Source organism: Arthrobacter sp. Dra40 (assembly GCF_059091905.1).
Genome location: NZ_JBNHHB010000011.1, coordinates 19,382 through 35,685 on the forward strand (window position 1 = coordinate 19,382; position 16,304 = coordinate 35,685).

Genomic DNA, 16,304 nt, shown 5'->3' on the forward strand with positions numbered 1-16,304 from the left:
CTGCCCGCACGTTGCGGGGAAACCTAGCGGCGTTTTCTTTAGCCGGCGCTCCCAAACATGAAACTGCCCGCCGTTTAGAGGCGGACCCACACACCAATCAGACGCTTCGACAAGACCGTACGTGGCATTATCGCGCAGAACTAAGGGAATACCGACAGTGGGGGATGTATCCAGTGTACGTCATGCGGGCGGCCCATTTCTGCGGAAAGGCACGACGACGGCCGGTGACGTTCGGCACAGCATCTCACCTTGGGGTGCTGGTCGCGCGATCAGTCGCCGCCGCAGGCTGCAGCGCCAGCGTTTGTTCCGCCCAGTCGATCCAGGTCTGCTCGAACATGATCCCGGCCTGCAGCACGGCGCGCTGCAGCCGGTTGGCGTTGTTCCAGGTGCCCCGTTGGTCCAGTTGCTGGTAGGTGGCCAACTGCGCGCGGTGCAGGCCGAGATGCCGCTCGAGTTCGTCGGTGATGGGGGCATCGCCCAGCACCGAGGAAGCGCGCAGCCGGATCATCAGTTCCTCGCGGACGGGACGCGGCTCCTGCTGTTCCAGCGTCCACCGGCTCAATTCTTTCCGGCCGGCGGCGAGCACGGTGTAGTCCTTGGCGCGGCCACGGCTGGAGTCGCGGCCGCTGGACTGGACCAGCCCGTTCCGTTCCAGCTTGGCCAGTTCGCGGTAGATCTGTTGGTGCGTGGCCGGCCAGAAGAAGCCGAAAGACTTATCGAAGCGGCGGGCCAGTTCCGCCCCGGATCCGGGTTGCTCCAGCAGCGCGGTGAGGATGGCGTGCGGCAGGGACATGGTCGGGTTTCTTCCGCTACAGCGCCGCGGCGAGCCGGCTCGCCTGGTTGATGGCGCGTTTGGCATCGAGTTCGGCGGCGACATCCGCGCCTCCCACCAGATGGACCGGCAGGCCCAGGCCCTCCAGCGCTTCCAGCAGCTCCCGCTGCGGTTCCTGCCCGGTGCAGAGCACCACGTTGTCGACGGCGAGGACCGAGTCGGTGCCGTCGACGGTCAGGTGCAGTCCGTCGTCGTCGATTTTGCGGTAGGTGACGGCAGGGATCATGTGTACGCCGCGGCTATTCAGCTCCGCCCGGTGGATCCACCCGGTGGTCTTGCCCAGCCCGGCGCCGATCTTGGCTTCCTTGCGCTGCAGCAGATGGACCGTCCGGGCCGGGCGTCCGGGCCGGGGTTCAGTGAGGCCGCCGCGGGCGGCGGGGTCCTCGTCGATCCCCCAGTGCTCCCGGAACCGCTCCGGCTCCAACGTGGCGCTGGGACCTGCTTGGGTGATGTACTCGCTGACGTCGAACCCGATGCCGCCCGCGCCCAGCACCGCCACCGTTGCGCCGAGCTCCCGGTGGTCGCGCAGCACGTCTTGGTAGCCGAGCACACTGGGGTGGTCCACGCCGTCCAGATCCGGGATCCGCGGCACCACACCGGTGGCCAAGATGATCTCGTCGAACTCTCCACCGGCCAGATCAGCGGCCGTCGCCCGGGTCTTGAGCCGGACCTCGACGCCGAGCAGTTCCAGCTGGCGGCCGAAGTAGCGGATGGTTTCGTGGAACTCCTCCTTGCCGGGGATCTGCTTGGCCAGGTTGAACTGGCCGCCGATTTCCTCCGCAGCTTCAAAAAGCGTGACGCGGTGGCCGCGCCCGGCGGCGGTCACGGCACAGGCCAGGCCGGCGGGTCCGGCGCCGACCACGGCCAGCGTCTTCGGTTCAGCCGCCGGCTCGATCACCAGCTCGGTTTCGTGGCAGGCGCGCGGGTTGACCAGGCAGGAGCTGACTTTGCCGGCGAACGTGTGGTCCAGGCAGGCTTGGTTGCAGGCGATGCAGGTATTGATGTCGTCCGCCTGTCCGCGCGACGCCTTCAGCACAAACGCCGGATCGGCGAGCAACGGCCGCGCCATGGAGACCATGTCCGCGTACCCGTCGGCCAAGAGCTGCTCGGCGGTGTCCGGGTTGTTGATCCTGTTGGTGGCCACCAAGGGAATTCCGACGGCGCCCATCAGCCGGCGGGTGACCCAGGCAAAGCCCGCCCGGGGTACCGAGGTGGCGATGGTGGGCACCCGGGATTCGTGCCAGCCGATGCCGGTATTGATGATGGTGGCACCCGCCGCTTCGACGCCGCGGGCCAGTTGGGCAACTTCCTCGAAGGTGGACCCGCCTTCCACCAGGTCCAGCATGGACAACCGGTAGATGATGATGAAGTCCTCACCCACGCGCTGGCGGATGCGGCGGACGATCTCCAGCGGGAAGCGGATCCGGTTCCCGTAGCTGCCGCCCCAGCCGTCGGTGCGCTGGTTGGTCCGGGCCACGATGAACTCGTTGATCAGGTATCCCTCGGAGCCCATGATCTCCACGCCGTCGTACCCTGCGTCGCGGGCCAGCGCCGCGGCGCCGGCGAAGTCCTCGATGGTCTGCTCAATGTCTTCTTCGCTGAGTTCACGGGGACTGAACGGGCTGATCGGAGCCTGCACCGGGCTGGGCGCCACGGGCTTTGGGTGCGCGGCGTACCGGCCCGCATGCAACAGCTGCAGCGCAATGCGTCCGCCTTCGGCGTGTACTGCATCGGTGATGGTCCGGTGCCGGCCAGCCTCTTCCGCCGTCGTCATCATCGCCCCGCCGGGCTGCAGCCTGCCGTCCGCGTTCGGGGAGAAGCCGCCGGTGACGATCAGCCCGACGCCGCCGCGGGCGCGTTCGGCGTAGAAGGCGGCCATGCGCTCGAATCCGCCGGGCAGCTCCTCAAGCCCCACGTGCATGGAGCCCATCAGCACCCGGTTGGGCAGGACGGTAAAACCGAGGTCCAGCGGTTCGAACAGCTTCGGGTAGGCCAGGGCCATACTGCACTCCTTTGCACAACAAGTTGCATAAAGACTACGGCGGCGGGGGTCAGCGGACAAGCGGTGGCAGGGCGTGTATTTCAGGCGGGTGGAAGATTCACTCCGGCCGGCTGGACCGCGGCCCGGCAGCAGCTAGCGCGCGGATCCGATCTGTTAGCAGCTCGTGCCGTCAGACGTGGACCCGGCCTCGGTCCAAAGCCCTGCGGACCGCCTTGCTGACGTTGCCGTGCAGCGCAATCTCGCCGTTGGCCTCGGACGTCCGAAGCGCCTGCGCTTGCTCCGGGGTGAGCCCCAGCGATGATTCCGCCACGCTGACGCCGTGCCCCGGCCGGAAGAGGACGTTGATGCTGTCGCCGGCGGCAAGGGAGCCGGCTGTGACGACCTTGAGGTAGGCGCCGGGCATTCCTTTCTGCAGGAAGCGCTTGACCCACCGGGGCTCGTTTATGTGCCGGGCAAAGGTGGCGCAGGGAATCCGCGGCATGGTCACTTCGACGACGACCTCCGGGCCGATTTGCCACCGCTCCCCCACCAGCGCACCGCTGACCTGCACGCCGGTGGTCCGCAGGTTTTCGCCGAACAGACCCGGCGGGATGTCACGCCCGAGCTCGGCGGACCATGCGTCGGCATCTTCCTGGGCGTAGGCGTAGAGGGCCTTGAACTCCCCGCCGTGGTTCTTGCGGTCCGCTTGGACATCGGCGCGCAGCCCGATCGAGTGGACCGGGATCCGCCCGTCGACCGGCCGTTTGTCGATGCCGGTGATCCCCACCTTGCTGGCGTCGGGCTTCAGTGCGTGCAGCCGGCAAAGAGCCAGCAGGGATCCGGAACTCATGCAGTGATCATATGTTTAGCCGGGTGCCTGCTTAGGCGTGGCCTTCGTAGCTGACGTCCTGCTCCTTGGCGCCGTTGGAGCCGGGCAGCGGCTGCCCGCGGTACCTGCCGAAGGCCCAGAGGTTACCGTCCGGATCGTTGATCGCAAAGCCGCGGTCCCCATAGTCGGTGTCCTGCAGGTCGCGGATGATGGAGGCGTCCGCGGCCTTCAACCGGGCATAGAGGTCATCAGGATCATGGGTGTACACGTTCAGCTGCGCCGAGCCCGGCTCGCGGGCCCACAGCGTGCCTTCTGCGTGGCTGGAGACCATCACCATGCCGCCTTCCGGCCACAGCAGCTCGGCGTGGAGCACCACGCCGTGTTCTTCGAACCGGGCGTGTTCGATAAACCCGACGGTGCCGGTGAGGTAATCGATCAGTGCGGCCGCCTTGCGCGACTGCAGACCGGGGACAACGCTGGCCGGTAGGTACTGCTTGTTCGCATCCATGGGCACAGTATTCTCTTCTGCCCCGGGACACGCCAGAGGCCTACGGCCCGGTCGCCCGGGACCCTAGGCCCCTGCCGCTGGTCTAGTGCTTCTGCCCGCCAAAAGCCGCCTGGATCCGCCTAGAGCTGGGCGAAGGCCTGTTCCAGGTCGGCGATCAGGTCCTCGATGTCCTCAATGCCCACGGACAACCGGATCAGGTTCTCCGGCACGGCCAGTTCGGTACCCTTCACCGAGGCGTGGGTCATCTCCGACGGGTAGTTGACCAGCGACTCGATGCCGCCCAGCGATTCGGCCAGTGTGAACACTGTGGTGGACTCAGCCACCTTGCGGGCCGCCGCCTCGCCGCCGGTGAAGGACACCGAGACCATGCCGCCGAAGCCGCGCATCTGCTTCTTGGCCAGCTCGTGGTCGGGGTGCTCAGGCAGCCCCGGGTAGAACACGGCCTCCACTTCGGACCGGCCCTGCAGCCATTCGGCCACGGCCTGAGCGTTGGCCGAATGCCGGTCCATCCGCACGCCCAGCGTCTTCAGGCCGCGGGTGGTCAGGAAGGCATCCATCGGCGCGGACACGGCGCCCACGGCGAACTGAACGAAGCCGATCTTCTCGGCGAGCGCGTCGTCGTTGAGTACCACGGCGCCGCCGATCACGTCCGAGTGCCCGCCAATGTACTTGGTGGTCGAGTGCACCACGACGTCGGCGCCGAAGGCCAGCGGGTTCTGCAGGTACGGCGAGGCGAAGGTGTTGTCCACCACCAGCAGCGCACCGGCGGCGTGGGCCAGTTCTGCCAGCGCGGCGATATCGGTGACCTTCATCATCGGGTTGGACGGGGTCTCCACCCAGAGGAAGCGGGCCTTGTGCTCGTTGACCGCGGCGGCGACTGTCGACGCGTCGGACATGTCCACCACGGTATGGCCGATGCCCCAGGCACCCAGCACCCGGTTGATCAGCCGGTAGGTTCCGCCGTAGGCGTCGTTGCCCAGCACAATGTGGTCGCCCGGGGCGAGCAGTGCGCGGATCAGCGCGTCTTCGGCTGCCAGTCCGGAAGCGAACGAGAACGCGTGCTTGCCGCCCTCCACCGCCGCCAACTGCACCTGCAGCGAGTCGCGGGTGGGGTTGGTGCCGCGGCCGTATTCGTAGCCGTTGCGCAGCCCGCCGATGCCGTCCTGGGCGTAGGTCGAAGACTGGTAGATCGCGGGCACCACCGCGCCGGTGGCGTCGTCCGGCACCTGGCCGGCGTGCACGGCCCGGGTGTTAAAACCCTGGTTGTTCTCTGCGCTCATTCTTCTCTCCTTCAGCTCGTGAGGTAGGACAGCAGGTCGTGCCGGGTCAGCACGCCCACCGGCGCTCCGGCCAACGTGACCAGCACGCTGTCGGCCGCCTGCAGCTTCTCCCGGGCGGCGGACACCGTCTCCAGCGATCCGACCAGCGGCATCGCCGCTCCCAGGTGGTCGCCGATCTTGTCGGTCAGCTTCGCTTCGTTCTTGAACAGCTTGGCGGTCAGGTCCCGTTCGTTCACGGCGCCGACCACCTCGCCCATGACCACCGGCGGTTCCTGCGACAGGACCGGCAGCACGGAGACGCCGTATTCGTTCATGATCTCGATGACGTCGCGCACCGTCTCGTAGGGATGGGTGTGCACCAGATCCGGCAGCCGGCCGCTCTTGCCCTGCAGCACCTCGCCCACGGTGGCCTCTTCTCCGCCGGCAATGAAGCCGTAGGACTTCATCCACTCGTCGTTGAAGATCTTGCCCAGGTAGCCGCGCCCGGAATCCGGCAGGATCACCACCACAATGTCGTCCGGCCCCAGGTCCTTGGCCACGTTCAGCGCCGCCACCACGGCCATGCCGGAGGAGCCGCCAACCAGCAGTCCCTCTTCCTGCGCCAGCCGGCGGGTCATCGCGAACGCTTCCGCGTCGTTGACGGCCAGGACCTCGTCCGGAACGGACTTGTCGTAGTTGTCCGGCCACATGTCCTCGCCCACGCCTTCGACGAAGTACGGCCGGCCGGTGCCGCCGGAGTAGACCGAGCCCGCCGGGTCGGCGCCGATGATCTTCACCGGGCCGCCGGGGCGGTCGGCGGAAATTTCCTTCAGGTAGCGGCCGGTTCCCGTGATGGTTCCGCCGGTGCCGGCGCCGATCACCACGTGGGTGACCTGGCCGTCGGTATCGCGCCAGATCTCCGGGCCGGTGGTCTCATAGTGGCTGGCCGGAGCCGCCGGGTTGTTGAACTGGTCCGGCTTGTAGCCGCCGTCCACCTCGGTCACCAGCCGGTCGGAGACGCCGTAGTAGGACTCCGGGCTGTCCGGAGCCACGGAGGTGGGGGTGACGACGACGTCGGCGCCGTAGGCCTTGAGCACGTCGCGCTTTTCCAGCCCCACCTTGTCCGGGGTCACGAAGATGGACTTGTAGCCCTTCTGCTGGGCCACCAGGGCCAGGCCCACACCGGTGTTGCCGCTGGTGGGTTCGATCACCGTGCCGCCGGGCTTCAGCCGCCCGTCCTTCTCGGCTTCCTCGATCATCTTCACCGCGATGCGGTCCTTGATCGATCCGCCCGGGTTGAAATACTCCACCTTCGCCAGGACGGTGGCAGCAATACCTTCGGTCACTTTGTTCAGCTTGACCAACGGAGTGTTGCCGATCAGGTCCAGAACAGAATTGGCATATTTCATGGGCCCAAATCTACCTGCCAGCCCAGACCGGGGCACATCCGACGTAAGACGGGTTCACGCCGGCACCTGCGGGTGGCCTGTGAGTTGGCCTTTGGGTGCGCCCGGAGAGCCGGCCGGACCGGAACTGTCCGCCCCGCGTGCGACGATTAATCCATGCTGTCCACTGCCTCTGCGTCCGGCGCCACCGGACTCACCAGCGAGGTGGAGTTCCCGGAGCCCTATGACCTGCCCGGGACGTTGTCCATCCTGTCCCGGGGCAAGCAGGATCCCACCGCCCGGATTGACGACGCCGGTGCCTGGCTGGCGCTGAACACCTCCTCTGGCGCGGCGACCCTGCGCATCACCCGCCGGCCGCGCCGGGAAGACGAAACCGGCAGGGGGAACGACACTACTCGGGAAGGCGAAACCACCCAAGGCGCAGCCGAGGCAGGCAGCCGGGGCACCGCCGTCGTTCTGGGACAGGCCTGGGGGCCGGGCGCGGAGGAGGCGCTGGCCGGGCTACCGGCCCTGTTGGGGGCCCACGATGACTGGTCGAGGTTTGACGAACCGGAGTTTCACGCGGGCCTGCCGCGGCTGGTGAGTGTGCCGCGGCGGCGGCATCCCGGGCTGCGCCTGCCGGCCACCGGGCGGATGATCGGTGAACTGGTGCCGGTGATTCTGGAGCAGAAGATCACCACCATCGAGGCGCGTTACTCCTACAAATACCTGGTCCGGCGGCACGGGACGCCGGCGCCCGGACCGGCTCCGGCCGGGCTCATGGTCCCGCCGACCGCCCACGGTTGGCGGCGCATTCCGTCCTGGGACTGGCACCGCGCCGGGGTGGACTCGAAGCGCTCGGCCACCATCATGCGCGCCTGTTCCTCCGCCGGCGCCCTGGAGCGTTTGGCGTCGCTGCCGGCCGGCGCGGAACTGGCGAGCAAGCTGTGCACCATACCGGGGATCGGGCCGTGGACGGCGGCCGAAACCGCGCAGCGCACACACGGCGACCCGGACTCTGTGTCGGTTGGCGACTTCCATCTGGCTGCGTTTGTCGGCTACGCCCTCACCGGGCGCAAGACGGACGACGCCGGCATGCTCGAACTCCTTGAACCGTGGCGGGGGCACCGGCAACGGGTGGTGCGGATGCTGGTGCTCAGCGGTTTCCGCAAGCCCGCCTTCGGGCCGCGGCTGGCGCCGCAGGACCACCGCCGGCACTGAACCCGGGATTACGCAGCGGGCGAGTCACCGAGGGTGCAGGCGTTAACGCACCGAGGGAGCAGGACCGTTGCCCTGCTCCCTCGGGAGGTTCGTGATTGCCGTGCGCTACTCGGCTGCCTGACCGTCCTGCGCGGACTGCTGCTGGGCAGCGACCTGGGCGTGGACTTCCTGCATGTCCAGGCCTTTAACCGCGTCCACCAACTGGGTGAACTGGCTGGAGTTCAGTGCGCCGGGCTGGGAGAACACCAGCACCTTTTCGCGGAATGCCATCAGGGTCGGGATCGAGGTGATTCCGGCGGCTGCCGCGAGGCCCTGCTCGGCTTCGGTGTCCACCTTGGCGAAGACGATGTCGTCGTGTTGCTCGGAAGCGGCGTCGTAGACGGGGGCGAACTGCTTGCAGGGACCGCACCAGTCGGCCCAGAAGTCAACGAAGACAATGTCGTTCTCTTCAATGGTCTGCGGGAACTGGGCCTCGGTGATATCGATGGTTGCCATACCTCCACGCTACGCGCCGGGCTTCCGCCTGTCGCCCCGTGTTCGCTCAGCGCATGAGCCTCCGGCGTGCCGCGGAGTCGGGGTGGGCTCGGCGGCGGCCCGCCGGCTGAGGTCACCCCGGCCGTTATCCACAACCTGAGCCGGCGGCTTCCGGCGGCAGTGTCCGGCTACCTAAGGTCGATTCCACCAGACACCGCTAACGGAGGGAACGCCATGAACCGCTGCACCGTGCTGATTGTCACCGCCGGGCTGGAGCTCGACGCCGCCATCTCCCAGAGCATCGGTTTGATGGACGAGCTGAACGACATGCTCCCGTTCGCCAATGATCCGTCGAAGAACGAGCTGTACGCCGTGGGCGACGGCGCCTCGCTCAAGGACAGGATCGGCCTGCCACATGGCAAGCCCGGCGCCGGGCCCGCAGCCACTTACGTGGGCGACCTGCACTACATCTGGAGCGATGGAAAGTGGTACACGCCTGCCGACTGTCCACCTGCTCCGGCCGACCACAACGACGCAACCGACTGGCAGTGGTTGTACTACAACGTCCTGCACAACTCCGGGCCGACCACGTACTGCTTCCTCTGGGACATCCATCCCCTCCCCCTGTCAGAGGCGGCGTGAGGTCGGGGTTGATGGGGGCAGGGTTTATGGTCGCGATACTGCCCAGGAGCTTGGTGCCTCCCCCTGCCTGCTGCTCAGTAGAACGGCTGGTGGCGGCGGCGCACGTAGAGTCCGCGGGCGATCTTCTCCCCCGCAGCTGACCACAGCTTGTACTTGAGCGGGGAGATCACCTGGTCATAGCAGCCGACGAAGTCGGTAATCGTCTTAGTGAAGCTGGTCTTGAACAGGCCCAGCCCGTAGTACTCATGCTCGGGGTTCTTGAGTTCGGAGGCCGGCGGGGTTCCGCACAGGTCGTAACTGGTGATGCCCAGCTCCTTGAGCTGGTTCATCGCCGTCCACTGGATCAGATGTGAATCGCCGTACTGCTTGCGCCGCGGCAGCGATCCGCCGTCCTTGTAGGTGCCCTTGCGCCCGTAATTGACCACGAACGCGCCAACGGACGGCTTGCCGTCTTCGTAGGTGAACAGCAGTCTGCCCTGCCCGGCGGCAATGAAGTTGCCCCAGAACGCCTTGAAGTATTCGAAGGAGCGGACCTGCACATTTTTCTGGCCCTGCTGCACCTGCCCCATCAGGTTGAACATGGCCCGGAAGTTCTCCTCCGTCGGCTCGGCCGTGACCACTTCGGCGCCCTCGCGAATTGCCCGGCGCACGGCGTTGCGGCCGCGGGAGGAGAAGCTCTTGAGCACCACCTCCGGGTCCGGGGCAATATCCACGATGGCGGTGTGATCGTTCGGCTGCAGGTCCGGCATCTTGACCAGGCCTTCGCGGGCCAGCAGGGCGCGCGTTTCCTCGGTGGCCTCGACGTCCGGCTCGATCCGGATCGCGAAGACACCGCGCGCCTGCTCCTGGCAGAAGCGCCGGTTGGCTTCGAAAATACCGGGCAGGTCATCGGGGGACGCGACGTCCGGGCCCTTGATCATGTACCAGTACTTGCCCAGTAGCGGAACCTGCTTTTCCAGCACCAGGTTGAAGCTGGTGTAGTCGTCGGTTTCATACGCGAGGTACAGCGGCTTCCACCCGTGCTCCGCTTTCACCGCCGCGTAGGCCTTGGCCTGCAGCATGTTGCCGCCGTTGGGGTTCGCCGTGACATGGCTGTCCCATGCCTCGATTTCCTCCGGCGTTGCGAAGCGGGCGGTGAATTGTCGCAAGAGAACTCCTCGTTCTGGCGGCCAGTCGCCGCCGGTCACATCCGCGGTCAAGTCTATCGACGCCGGTCCCGGCCCGCCGTCGCAGGTGAACCAGCGGCGGCCGGTGAAACCGGCTAGTACGGAAAAACCCCGTCCGACCAGTACATCACTTGGTCAGACGGGGTTTCCCGTTCGGTGGCAGATGAGGGATTCGAACCCCCGTAGGCAATGCCAGCTGATTTACAGTCAGCCCCCTTTGGCCGCTCGGGTAATCTGCCGAACGCCTTCTTCAGAAGAAGACCGCTTCCCCGTGAGGAAGCAAGACAACTTTACACAAAGATCGGCCCAAGAATCGAATCGGCGTTCTTCGCGGCTACAAACCCCGGAGAATCCGCTCCTCCATTTGGTTCACAAAGCGGTCGGCCTGGTCCGCGGTGACCATCTGCAGCTTCACCGCCTGATCCATTTCCTGCCGGATGCCTTCCAAGCGGGACACCGACTCAGCTCCGAGAAGTTTGCTTGCTTCAGCGGCCGCACCGCCCGCGCTGATGCGGTCCCCGCCCGGGCCGTCGGCGCCCGCTGTGGAGTCGGTAGACCCTGGCCCCGGTTGGCGCTCCAAGTCCTCCGTATCCCGTGGAAGCAACGGAACAGCACCGACGGCCCTGACGGGGGGCTGCACTGAGGACAGGGAGGCAGTGGCGGCCGAGGCCGGCGCGGAACCCATCACAACCACGGTGGCGACGGCGGTGGCCGTCATGAACGAACCCGCGGCAACCCTTATCGACGTGACTATGTACCGCGGGCGGGCTCCCATGTGCGCTTCTCCTGAAGATCGGTGATTGATACAACACAGCGATTCTGCCGGATCCGGATGAAGGAACGATGGACGGAAGCTGCGTGGAAGCTGGGAAACCTGCGCCGTCGCTACGCGATTCAGTAGGCTGGTGCCAAGCACAAACGCCCCGACCCAGGAGGAACCATGGCCAGCGAGTCTTCGTTCGACATTGTCAGCAAGGTGGACAAGCAGGAAGTTGCCAACGCCTTGAACCAGGCGCAGAAGGAAATTGCGCAGCGCTATGACTTCAAGGGAGTCGGTGCCGAAGTCGACTTCAGCGGCGAGAAGATCCTGATGAAGGCGAACTCCGAGGAGCGGGTGAAGGCCGTCCTGGACGTGCTGCAGTCCAAGCTGGTCAAGCGGGGCATCTCGTTGAAGTCGCTGGATGCCGGCGAGCCGTTCGCCTCGGGCAAGGAATACCGGATCGAGGCCGGCGTCAAGGAGGGCATTGCCCAGGACCAGGCCAAGAAGATCTCGAAGATCATCCGCGAAGAGGGCCCCAAGGCCGTGAAGGCCCAGATCCAGGGGGACGAACTGCGCGTCACATCCAAGTCCCGCGACGATCTGCAGGAAGTCATTTCCCTGCTCAAGGGCTCTGACCTGGAAGTCGACCTCCAGTTCATCAACTACCGCTGACTCCAGTACGACGACGGCCGCGCACCTCAGGTGCGCGGCCTCGTCGTACTTTGGCTCGGCCTGCTTTGCCGCTGCTACTGGGCCTTGACGGTACGCGGGCCGCGCGGCCAGCTGTAGGAGCCGCTGCGCCGCCGCTCTCCCCTGATCCACGACAGGGTCATGCGGCAGATCTGCTCCTTGACCACTGCACCTGCCCGCCGGCCCACGGCAAGACGGCGCGGGGCATCGTCCGCCCGCACGGGTTGGACCAGCCCGGAGCTGCGGCCCAGGCTGATGCAGCGCAGCATGAACCCGGCGGACAACTCCTGAGGGCTGCGCTGCCGGATCCGGGCGATGACATTGTCGGCGGCGTGAGCGCCCATGGGCATGGCCATCGCACAGCTCATCCGCAGGTGCGAGGCAACCGCGTCGGGGGCATGGACGGCGTCGCCGGCGCCGAAGATCTCCGGGAACTCGGGACAGGCCAGGGTTGAGTCGACGATTAGCCTCCCGTCAGCATCGGTAACCAGCCCGCTGGCTCGGGCGAGGCCCGGGGCGCTGAAGCCGGCCGTCCAGACGGTGCAGTCCGAGGCCAGGGACGTGCCGTCCGACAGCGTGATGTGCTGCCCGTCCGACCGGTCCACGCGCTCCCCCTCCGTGATCTGGACCCCGAGGTTCCGGAGTTGGGCGAGCAAGGCGCGGCGGCCGCCATCGGACAGGTCCTGCCCCAGCTGCCCGCGCGAGACCAGCCGCACCGTCAAACGCGGATGTGCCTCGGCGATTTCAGCAGCTGCCTCAATGCCGGTCAGGCCGCCGCCGATCACGCTGACGACGGCGCCCGGCGCCAGCTGCTCCAATGCCGGCCGCAGGCGCTTAACAGACTCGGCGTCGTGCAGCGCGAAGCCCCCGGACCCCGAGGGTGCGGGCTGGCTGGCGCTGCCGGGCGCATAGACCAGGAAGTCATAGTGCAGCGGGGCGCGGCCGTCGTCGAAGTGGACGGTCTGTGCGCGCGGATCGATCCGTGAGGCCTGGCCGACCACTAGCGTGGCGGCCGGGTGCAGCACCGATTCCATCGGAACGTAGGCCGACTCCCGGCTACCCGCCGCCACCTGGTGCAACCGGATCCGCTCCACGAAGTCCGCCAGCGGGTTGATGACGGTTACACCGATCTTGCCTGTGAGTTCCTTGCTGCCGGCCAGCCGGTTCGCGGCCATAACTCCGGCATATCCTGCCCCAATAACGACGATCCGTTGACGTGTAGTCACCGCGAGCTCCCTTTGTTTTGTGGTTACAAACATAGGACACCGCGGAGGGCGGAAGTGTGACATGTGAGGGCAACCGGCCGCAGCCGCCGGCCAGGCTCCTTGGCCGGGCTCAGTCGGGAACGGCCGCGGACAGCCCGGACAGCTGAGGGCCCGTCGTCGGGCCGGGAATCTGCGTCAGTTCCGGTCGGTGGGGATGCGGTCCGGGTTGATCGCATCGGCGGTGGGACCGTCGGCGAGCGGGGCGGCCAGTTCGGGCCCGCCCACGGCTTGCCCCATCCAGGTGAGCGCCTCCCAGCCGTCCGGGCCGCCGTCGAGGACCACCACTCCGGTGTTGCTCAACTGGTTCTGAGCCACGAACGGGACCGTCAGGTTCGATGCTCGCGCGCCGGCCCAGCTGCGGATCATGGCGCCGTGGCTGACCACCGCCAGGGTACCGATGCCGGCGGCTCGGGCCTCGTCGATGACGGCATCGAAGCGGCCGAACGTTTCATGCCCGTCCGGGCCGCCGGGCATCCGCCGGTCCAAGTCACCCGAGGCCCAGGCAAAGACGGTGGTCATGTAGGCAATGATGGCGTCGCGGTCGCCGCGCATTTCCAGCTCGCCGGCCGAGATTTCGCGCAGCCCGTCGTGGACGCCGGTCTCGAGCTTGCGTGCGGCAGCCAGCGGGGAGGCGGTGAGCTGCGTGCGCACGAGGGTGGAGACCAGGAGCGCGTCGATCGGCTCGCCGTCGAGCGCCGTCGGCAGGGAACGGGCCTGCTCCTGGCCCAACTTTGTCAGTTCCGCCCCGGGGGCCCCGGTATCCAGCAGCCCGCGTACGTTGGAGGGGGTCTGGCCGTGCCGAATCAGCAGCAGTCGCATGCCGGCCTCAGTAGCCCAGTGGCCGTCCGGCCATCCGTTCCAGCCGCGCCACGCGGTCGTCCATCGGCGGGTGGGTGCTGAACATCTTCTTGACGCCGCCGCCCTTGAACGGGTTGGCAATCATCAGGTGGCTGGTGTTGACCAGCTTCTGGTCCTGCGGTAGTGGTGCCTGCTGCGTGCCATACTGCAGCTTGCGCAGCGCGGAGGCCAGCGCCAGCGGATCGTCGGTCAGGGTGGCGCCGTCCTCGTCCGCGTCGTACTCGCGGGTGCGGCTGACTGCCATCTGGATCAGCATGGCCGCGATCGGGGCCAGCAGGGACATGGCGATCAGCGCCAGCGGGTTGGCGTTGCGGTCGCGGCCGCCGAAAAACAGCAGGAACTGGGCGACCGAGGTGATGACACCAGCCACCGCGGCGGCAACGGAGGACGTCAGGATGTCCCGGTTATAGACGTGCATCAGCTCATGGCCCAGCACGCCGCGCAATTCGCGCTCGTCCAGCAGGCGCAGGATGCCCTCGGTGCAGCAGACCGCCGAGTTCTTCGGGTTGCGCCCGGTGGCGAAGGCGTTCGGCGCCATGGTCGGGGAAACGTAGAGCCGGGGCATCGGCTGGTTGGCCCGCGTGGATAGCTCGCGGACGATTCGGTACATTCCGGGCTGGTCGGCTTCGGTGACCGGATAGGCCTGCATGCTGCGGATGGCCAGCTTGTCGCTGTTCCAGTAGCTGTAGGCCGTGGTGCCCACGCCGATCAGGGCCATGATCCAGATCCAGCTGGCACTGCCGGTCCCGCTGGCCAACAGCGCGCCGATCGCCAGCAGCAGGGCGAAGAGACCGCCCAGCAATCCTGCCGTTTTCAGTCCGTTGAAGTGGTTGTGCACAGCGTGTAAGTCCTCTCCCGCGCCGGTGCGGCCCTCTGCCGCTGCGGGCGCAGCATGTCCGGTTTCAGTGTATCTACCGCACACTTATTCCAACGCCGGTATCCGGCGCCAAGTTCCGTAGCGCTCCGGCACCAGCTACGGCTCGGGGTGCCTGTCGTCATAGCGGGCGAACCTCGGCTGCAGCCGGTGCAGCAGCCCAACCACGCACACGCAGGCGATACCGCCGGCGAGGGCGGCGAACCCCTCGCCCAGCCATTCGCCGCCGCCGCCGGCGACGGCATCGCCCAGCCTCGGGCCGCCGGCCACCACCACGATGAAGATTCCCTGCAGCCGTCCGCGCATCGCGTCGGGCGTCGCCGATTGCAGGATGGTATTGCGGAAGACGCCGCTGACCGTATCCGCGCCACCGGCAACCGCGAGGCAAAGGGCGGCCGGCAGCAGCCACTCACTCACGTCGCCTGCAGCGGCGGCGTCGGAACGGCCTGCCATCACGACGACGGCGCCGAACCCCGCAACGGATATCCCCCAGACCACCACACACCACAACACCGCCAGCCCCTGCCGCCGGATGCCTCCCAACGGTCCGGAGAACACGGCCGCGACGAAGGAGCCTGCGGCCACCGCAGCCAGCAGGATGCCTGCCGTTGCCTCGCCGCCGCCGATGATCACCGCGCCGATGGCCGGCATCAACGCACGCGGCTGGGCCAGCACCATCGCGGCCAGGTCCACCAGGAACGTCATCCTGATGTTGGGGCGGGTACGCAAGAACTGCAGGCCTTCCACCACCGATTGCAGGCCGGCCTTGCGCACTTCGCCCTCGGGCGGGATCGGCGGCAGCTTGACCACCGCCCAAATGGCCGCCGTGAACGTCAAGACGTCCAGGGTGTAGGTCCAGCCGAAGCCCACGTTGGCCACCAGCACACCCGCAGCCAGCGGCCCGATGGTCATCCCCAGACCGAACGTCATCATGGTCAGGGCATTGGCCGCCGGCAGCATCTCGCGCCGCACCAGCCGCGGCACAATCGCATTGCGCGCCGGTTGATTGATTCCGACCGCGGCCGAGTGCACCGCGATCACCAGATACAACAACCACACCTGCTCCAGCTGGAACCAGGCCTGCAGGGCAAACACCGCGGTGCAGGCCCACAGCACCAGGCCCGAATAGAGCGCCACTTTTCGTCGGTCGTGGGCGTCCACCACCGAGCCGCCGTAGAGCCCGGCCAGCACCAGCGGAACCAATCCGACGACCCCGACGGCGCCCACCGCCCAGGTCGAGCCGGTGAGCTGATAGACCTCCAGGCTCACCGCCACCGCCGTCAACTGTGCGCCGATGGCAGAGAGCGACGTGCCGATCCACAACCGGCGGAATTCCGGGCTCTCCTTCAGCGGCGCCGTGTCGGCTAACAGTTTGGGCATGGCGGAGATTCTAGTTGCCCGCGGCACCTTTCTTCGGTTGGCGCGGTGCAAGCGCGCAGCGTGGCGGCGTGCCGACAAACCGGAGGCGGGCACCGCCGTCGAACTGATTCGACACCCGGCGTTCACCGACTATTCTGGACTCGTTCCAAAACATATTCTGGACTGAGTCCAGAAAAGCTG

17 protein-coding genes and 1 tRNA gene are annotated in these 16,304 nt (G+C 67.1%); 4 read left to right on the forward strand and 14 right to left on the reverse strand.

Features of this window, described 5'->3' with window-relative positions:
* Positions 1–244: 244 nt before the first annotated feature.
* The 6 genes from AC5RWT_RS07820 to AC5RWT_RS07845 all read right to left on the reverse strand — a co-directional run bounded on the left by AC5RWT_RS07820 (position 245) and on the right by AC5RWT_RS07845 (position 6,818).
* Positions 245–793: a PadR family transcriptional regulator gene (locus AC5RWT_RS07820; protein WP_494079791.1), complete on the reverse strand. Its 549-nt coding sequence runs from the start codon at positions 791–793 to the stop codon at positions 245–247.
* A 16-nt stretch (positions 794–809) separates the two neighbouring features.
* Complete coding sequence (locus AC5RWT_RS07825; protein WP_494079792.1) at positions 810–2,834, reverse strand: oxidoreductase; 2,025 nt, start codon at positions 2,832–2,834, stop codon at positions 810–812.
* A 169-nt stretch (positions 2,835–3,003) separates the two neighbouring features.
* On the reverse strand, positions 3,004–3,663 hold the full coding sequence (locus AC5RWT_RS07830; RefSeq protein WP_494079793.1) for an MOSC domain-containing protein: 660 nt from the start codon (positions 3,661–3,663) through the stop codon (positions 3,004–3,006).
* Between the two features lie 31 nt (positions 3,664–3,694).
* Positions 3,695–4,150, reverse strand: a complete 456-nt coding sequence (locus AC5RWT_RS07835; protein ID WP_494079794.1) for a VOC family protein — start codon at positions 4,148–4,150, stop codon at positions 3,695–3,697.
* A gap of 119 nt (positions 4,151–4,269) precedes the next feature.
* Complete coding sequence (locus AC5RWT_RS07840) at positions 4,270–5,430, reverse strand: cystathionine gamma-synthase (RefSeq protein WP_494079795.1); 1,161 nt, start codon at positions 5,428–5,430, stop codon at positions 4,270–4,272.
* Between the two features lie 11 nt (positions 5,431–5,441).
* On the reverse strand, positions 5,442–6,818 hold the full coding sequence (locus tag AC5RWT_RS07845; RefSeq protein WP_494079796.1) for a cystathionine beta-synthase: 1,377 nt from the start codon (positions 6,816–6,818) through the stop codon (positions 5,442–5,444).
* Positions 6,819–6,971: 153 nt separating this feature from the next.
* On the opposite strand from AC5RWT_RS07845, the gene AC5RWT_RS07850 reads away from it, so the two are divergent.
* The gene (locus AC5RWT_RS07850) at positions 6,972–8,015 is read left to right on the forward strand and encodes a DNA-3-methyladenine glycosylase family protein (protein ID WP_494079797.1); all 1,044 of its coding nucleotides are present in this window, start codon (positions 6,972–6,974) and stop codon (positions 8,013–8,015) included.
* Positions 8,016–8,120: 105 nt separating this feature from the next.
* On the opposite strand, the gene trxA is transcribed toward AC5RWT_RS07850, so the two are convergent.
* On the reverse strand, positions 8,121–8,510 hold the full coding sequence (trxA, locus tag AC5RWT_RS07855; protein ID WP_494079798.1) for a thioredoxin: 390 nt from the start codon (positions 8,508–8,510) through the stop codon (positions 8,121–8,123).
* 213 nt (positions 8,511–8,723) lie between these two features.
* On the opposite strand from trxA, the gene AC5RWT_RS07860 reads away from it, so the two are divergent.
* A complete protein-coding gene (locus AC5RWT_RS07860; RefSeq protein WP_494079799.1) occupies positions 8,724–9,131 on the forward strand; it encodes a hypothetical protein in 408 nt (135 codons plus the stop codon).
* Positions 9,132–9,205: 74 nt separating this feature from the next.
* Here the strand turns inward: AC5RWT_RS07860 and AC5RWT_RS07865 are convergent, their stop codons facing one another.
* From AC5RWT_RS07865 to AC5RWT_RS07875, 3 genes are all read right to left on the reverse strand, one after another.
* On the reverse strand, positions 9,206–10,279 hold the full coding sequence (locus AC5RWT_RS07865) for a lipid II:glycine glycyltransferase FemX (RefSeq protein WP_494042605.1): 1,074 nt from the start codon (positions 10,277–10,279) through the stop codon (positions 9,206–9,208).
* A gap of 175 nt (positions 10,280–10,454) precedes the next feature.
* Positions 10,455–10,536, reverse strand: a tRNA-Tyr gene (locus AC5RWT_RS07870).
* Positions 10,537–10,631: 95 nt separating this feature from the next.
* Positions 10,632–11,072: a hypothetical protein gene (locus AC5RWT_RS07875; RefSeq protein ID WP_494079800.1), complete on the reverse strand. Its 441-nt coding sequence runs from the start codon at positions 11,070–11,072 to the stop codon at positions 10,632–10,634.
* 165 nt (positions 11,073–11,237) lie between these two features.
* Between AC5RWT_RS07875 and AC5RWT_RS07880 the strand changes: the two genes are divergently transcribed.
* The gene (locus tag AC5RWT_RS07880; RefSeq protein ID WP_494042607.1) at positions 11,238–11,729 is read left to right on the forward strand and encodes a YajQ family cyclic di-GMP-binding protein; all 492 of its coding nucleotides are present in this window, start codon (positions 11,238–11,240) and stop codon (positions 11,727–11,729) included.
* Between the two features lie 74 nt (positions 11,730–11,803).
* Here AC5RWT_RS07880 and AC5RWT_RS07885 read toward each other — a convergent pair whose 3' ends face one another.
* The 4 genes from AC5RWT_RS07885 to AC5RWT_RS07900 all read right to left on the reverse strand — a co-directional run bounded on the left by AC5RWT_RS07885 (position 11,804) and on the right by AC5RWT_RS07900 (position 16,124).
* The gene (locus tag AC5RWT_RS07885) at positions 11,804–12,973 is read right to left on the reverse strand and encodes an NAD(P)/FAD-dependent oxidoreductase (RefSeq protein ID WP_494079801.1); all 1,170 of its coding nucleotides are present in this window, start codon (positions 12,971–12,973) and stop codon (positions 11,804–11,806) included.
* Between the two features lie 174 nt (positions 12,974–13,147).
* Positions 13,148–13,831, reverse strand: a complete 684-nt coding sequence (locus AC5RWT_RS07890) for a histidine phosphatase family protein (RefSeq protein WP_494079802.1) — start codon at positions 13,829–13,831, stop codon at positions 13,148–13,150.
* 7 nt (positions 13,832–13,838) lie between these two features.
* On the reverse strand, positions 13,839–14,708 hold the full coding sequence (gene htpX, locus AC5RWT_RS07895) for a zinc metalloprotease HtpX (RefSeq protein WP_241914637.1): 870 nt from the start codon (positions 14,706–14,708) through the stop codon (positions 13,839–13,841).
* A 135-nt stretch (positions 14,709–14,843) separates the two neighbouring features.
* Complete coding sequence (locus AC5RWT_RS07900) at positions 14,844–16,124, reverse strand: MFS transporter (RefSeq protein ID WP_494079803.1); 1,281 nt, start codon at positions 16,122–16,124, stop codon at positions 14,844–14,846.
* Here AC5RWT_RS07900 and AC5RWT_RS07905 point away from each other — a divergent pair.
* On the forward strand, positions 16,123–16,290 hold the full coding sequence (locus tag AC5RWT_RS07905) for a hypothetical protein (RefSeq protein ID WP_494079804.1): 168 nt from the start codon (positions 16,123–16,125) through the stop codon (positions 16,288–16,290). The two genes, AC5RWT_RS07900 and AC5RWT_RS07905, sit on opposite strands and share 2 nt — an antisense overlap.
* The last annotated feature ends 14 nt before the right edge of the window (positions 16,291–16,304 follow it).

Bases quoted from the DNA above. Each gene is read 5' to 3' on its own strand.
- AC5RWT_RS07820 (WP_494079791.1), bottom strand. From the start codon at position 793: ATGTCCCTGCCGCACGCCATCCTCACCGCGCTGCTGGAGCAACCCGGA.
- AC5RWT_RS07825 (WP_494079792.1), bottom strand. From the start codon at position 2,834: ATGGCCCTGGCCTACCCGAAGCTGTTCGAACCGCTGGACCTCGGTTTT.
- AC5RWT_RS07830 (WP_494079793.1), bottom strand. From the start codon at position 3,663: ATGAGTTCCGGATCCCTGCTGGCTCTTTGCCGGCTGCACGCACTGAAG.
- AC5RWT_RS07835 (WP_494079794.1), bottom strand. From the start codon at position 4,150: ATGGATGCGAACAAGCAGTACCTACCGGCCAGCGTTGTCCCCGGTCTG.
- AC5RWT_RS07840 (WP_494079795.1), bottom strand. From the start codon at position 5,430: ATGAGCGCAGAGAACAACCAGGGTTTTAACACCCGGGCCGTGCACGCC.
- AC5RWT_RS07845 (WP_494079796.1), bottom strand. From the start codon at position 6,818: ATGAAATATGCCAATTCTGTTCTGGACCTGATCGGCAACACTCCGTTG.
- AC5RWT_RS07850 (WP_494079797.1), top strand. From the start codon at position 6,972: ATGCTGTCCACTGCCTCTGCGTCCGGCGCCACCGGACTCACCAGCGAG.
- trxA (WP_494079798.1), bottom strand. From the start codon at position 8,510: ATGGCAACCATCGATATCACCGAGGCCCAGTTCCCGCAGACCATTGAA.
- AC5RWT_RS07860 (WP_494079799.1), top strand. From the start codon at position 8,724: ATGAACCGCTGCACCGTGCTGATTGTCACCGCCGGGCTGGAGCTCGAC.
- AC5RWT_RS07875 (WP_494079800.1), bottom strand. From the start codon at position 11,072: ATGGGAGCCCGCCCGCGGTACATAGTCACGTCGATAAGGGTTGCCGCG.
- AC5RWT_RS07880 (WP_494042607.1), top strand. From the start codon at position 11,238: ATGGCCAGCGAGTCTTCGTTCGACATTGTCAGCAAGGTGGACAAGCAG.
- AC5RWT_RS07890 (WP_494079802.1), bottom strand. From the start codon at position 13,831: ATGCGACTGCTGCTGATTCGGCACGGCCAGACCCCCTCCAACGTACGC.
- AC5RWT_RS07905 (WP_494079804.1), top strand. From the start codon at position 16,123: ATGGCGGAGATTCTAGTTGCCCGCGGCACCTTTCTTCGGTTGGCGCGG.
- AC5RWT_RS07900 (WP_494079803.1), bottom strand. From the start codon at position 16,124: ATGCCCAAACTGTTAGCCGACACGGCGCCGCTGAAGGAGAGCCCGGAA.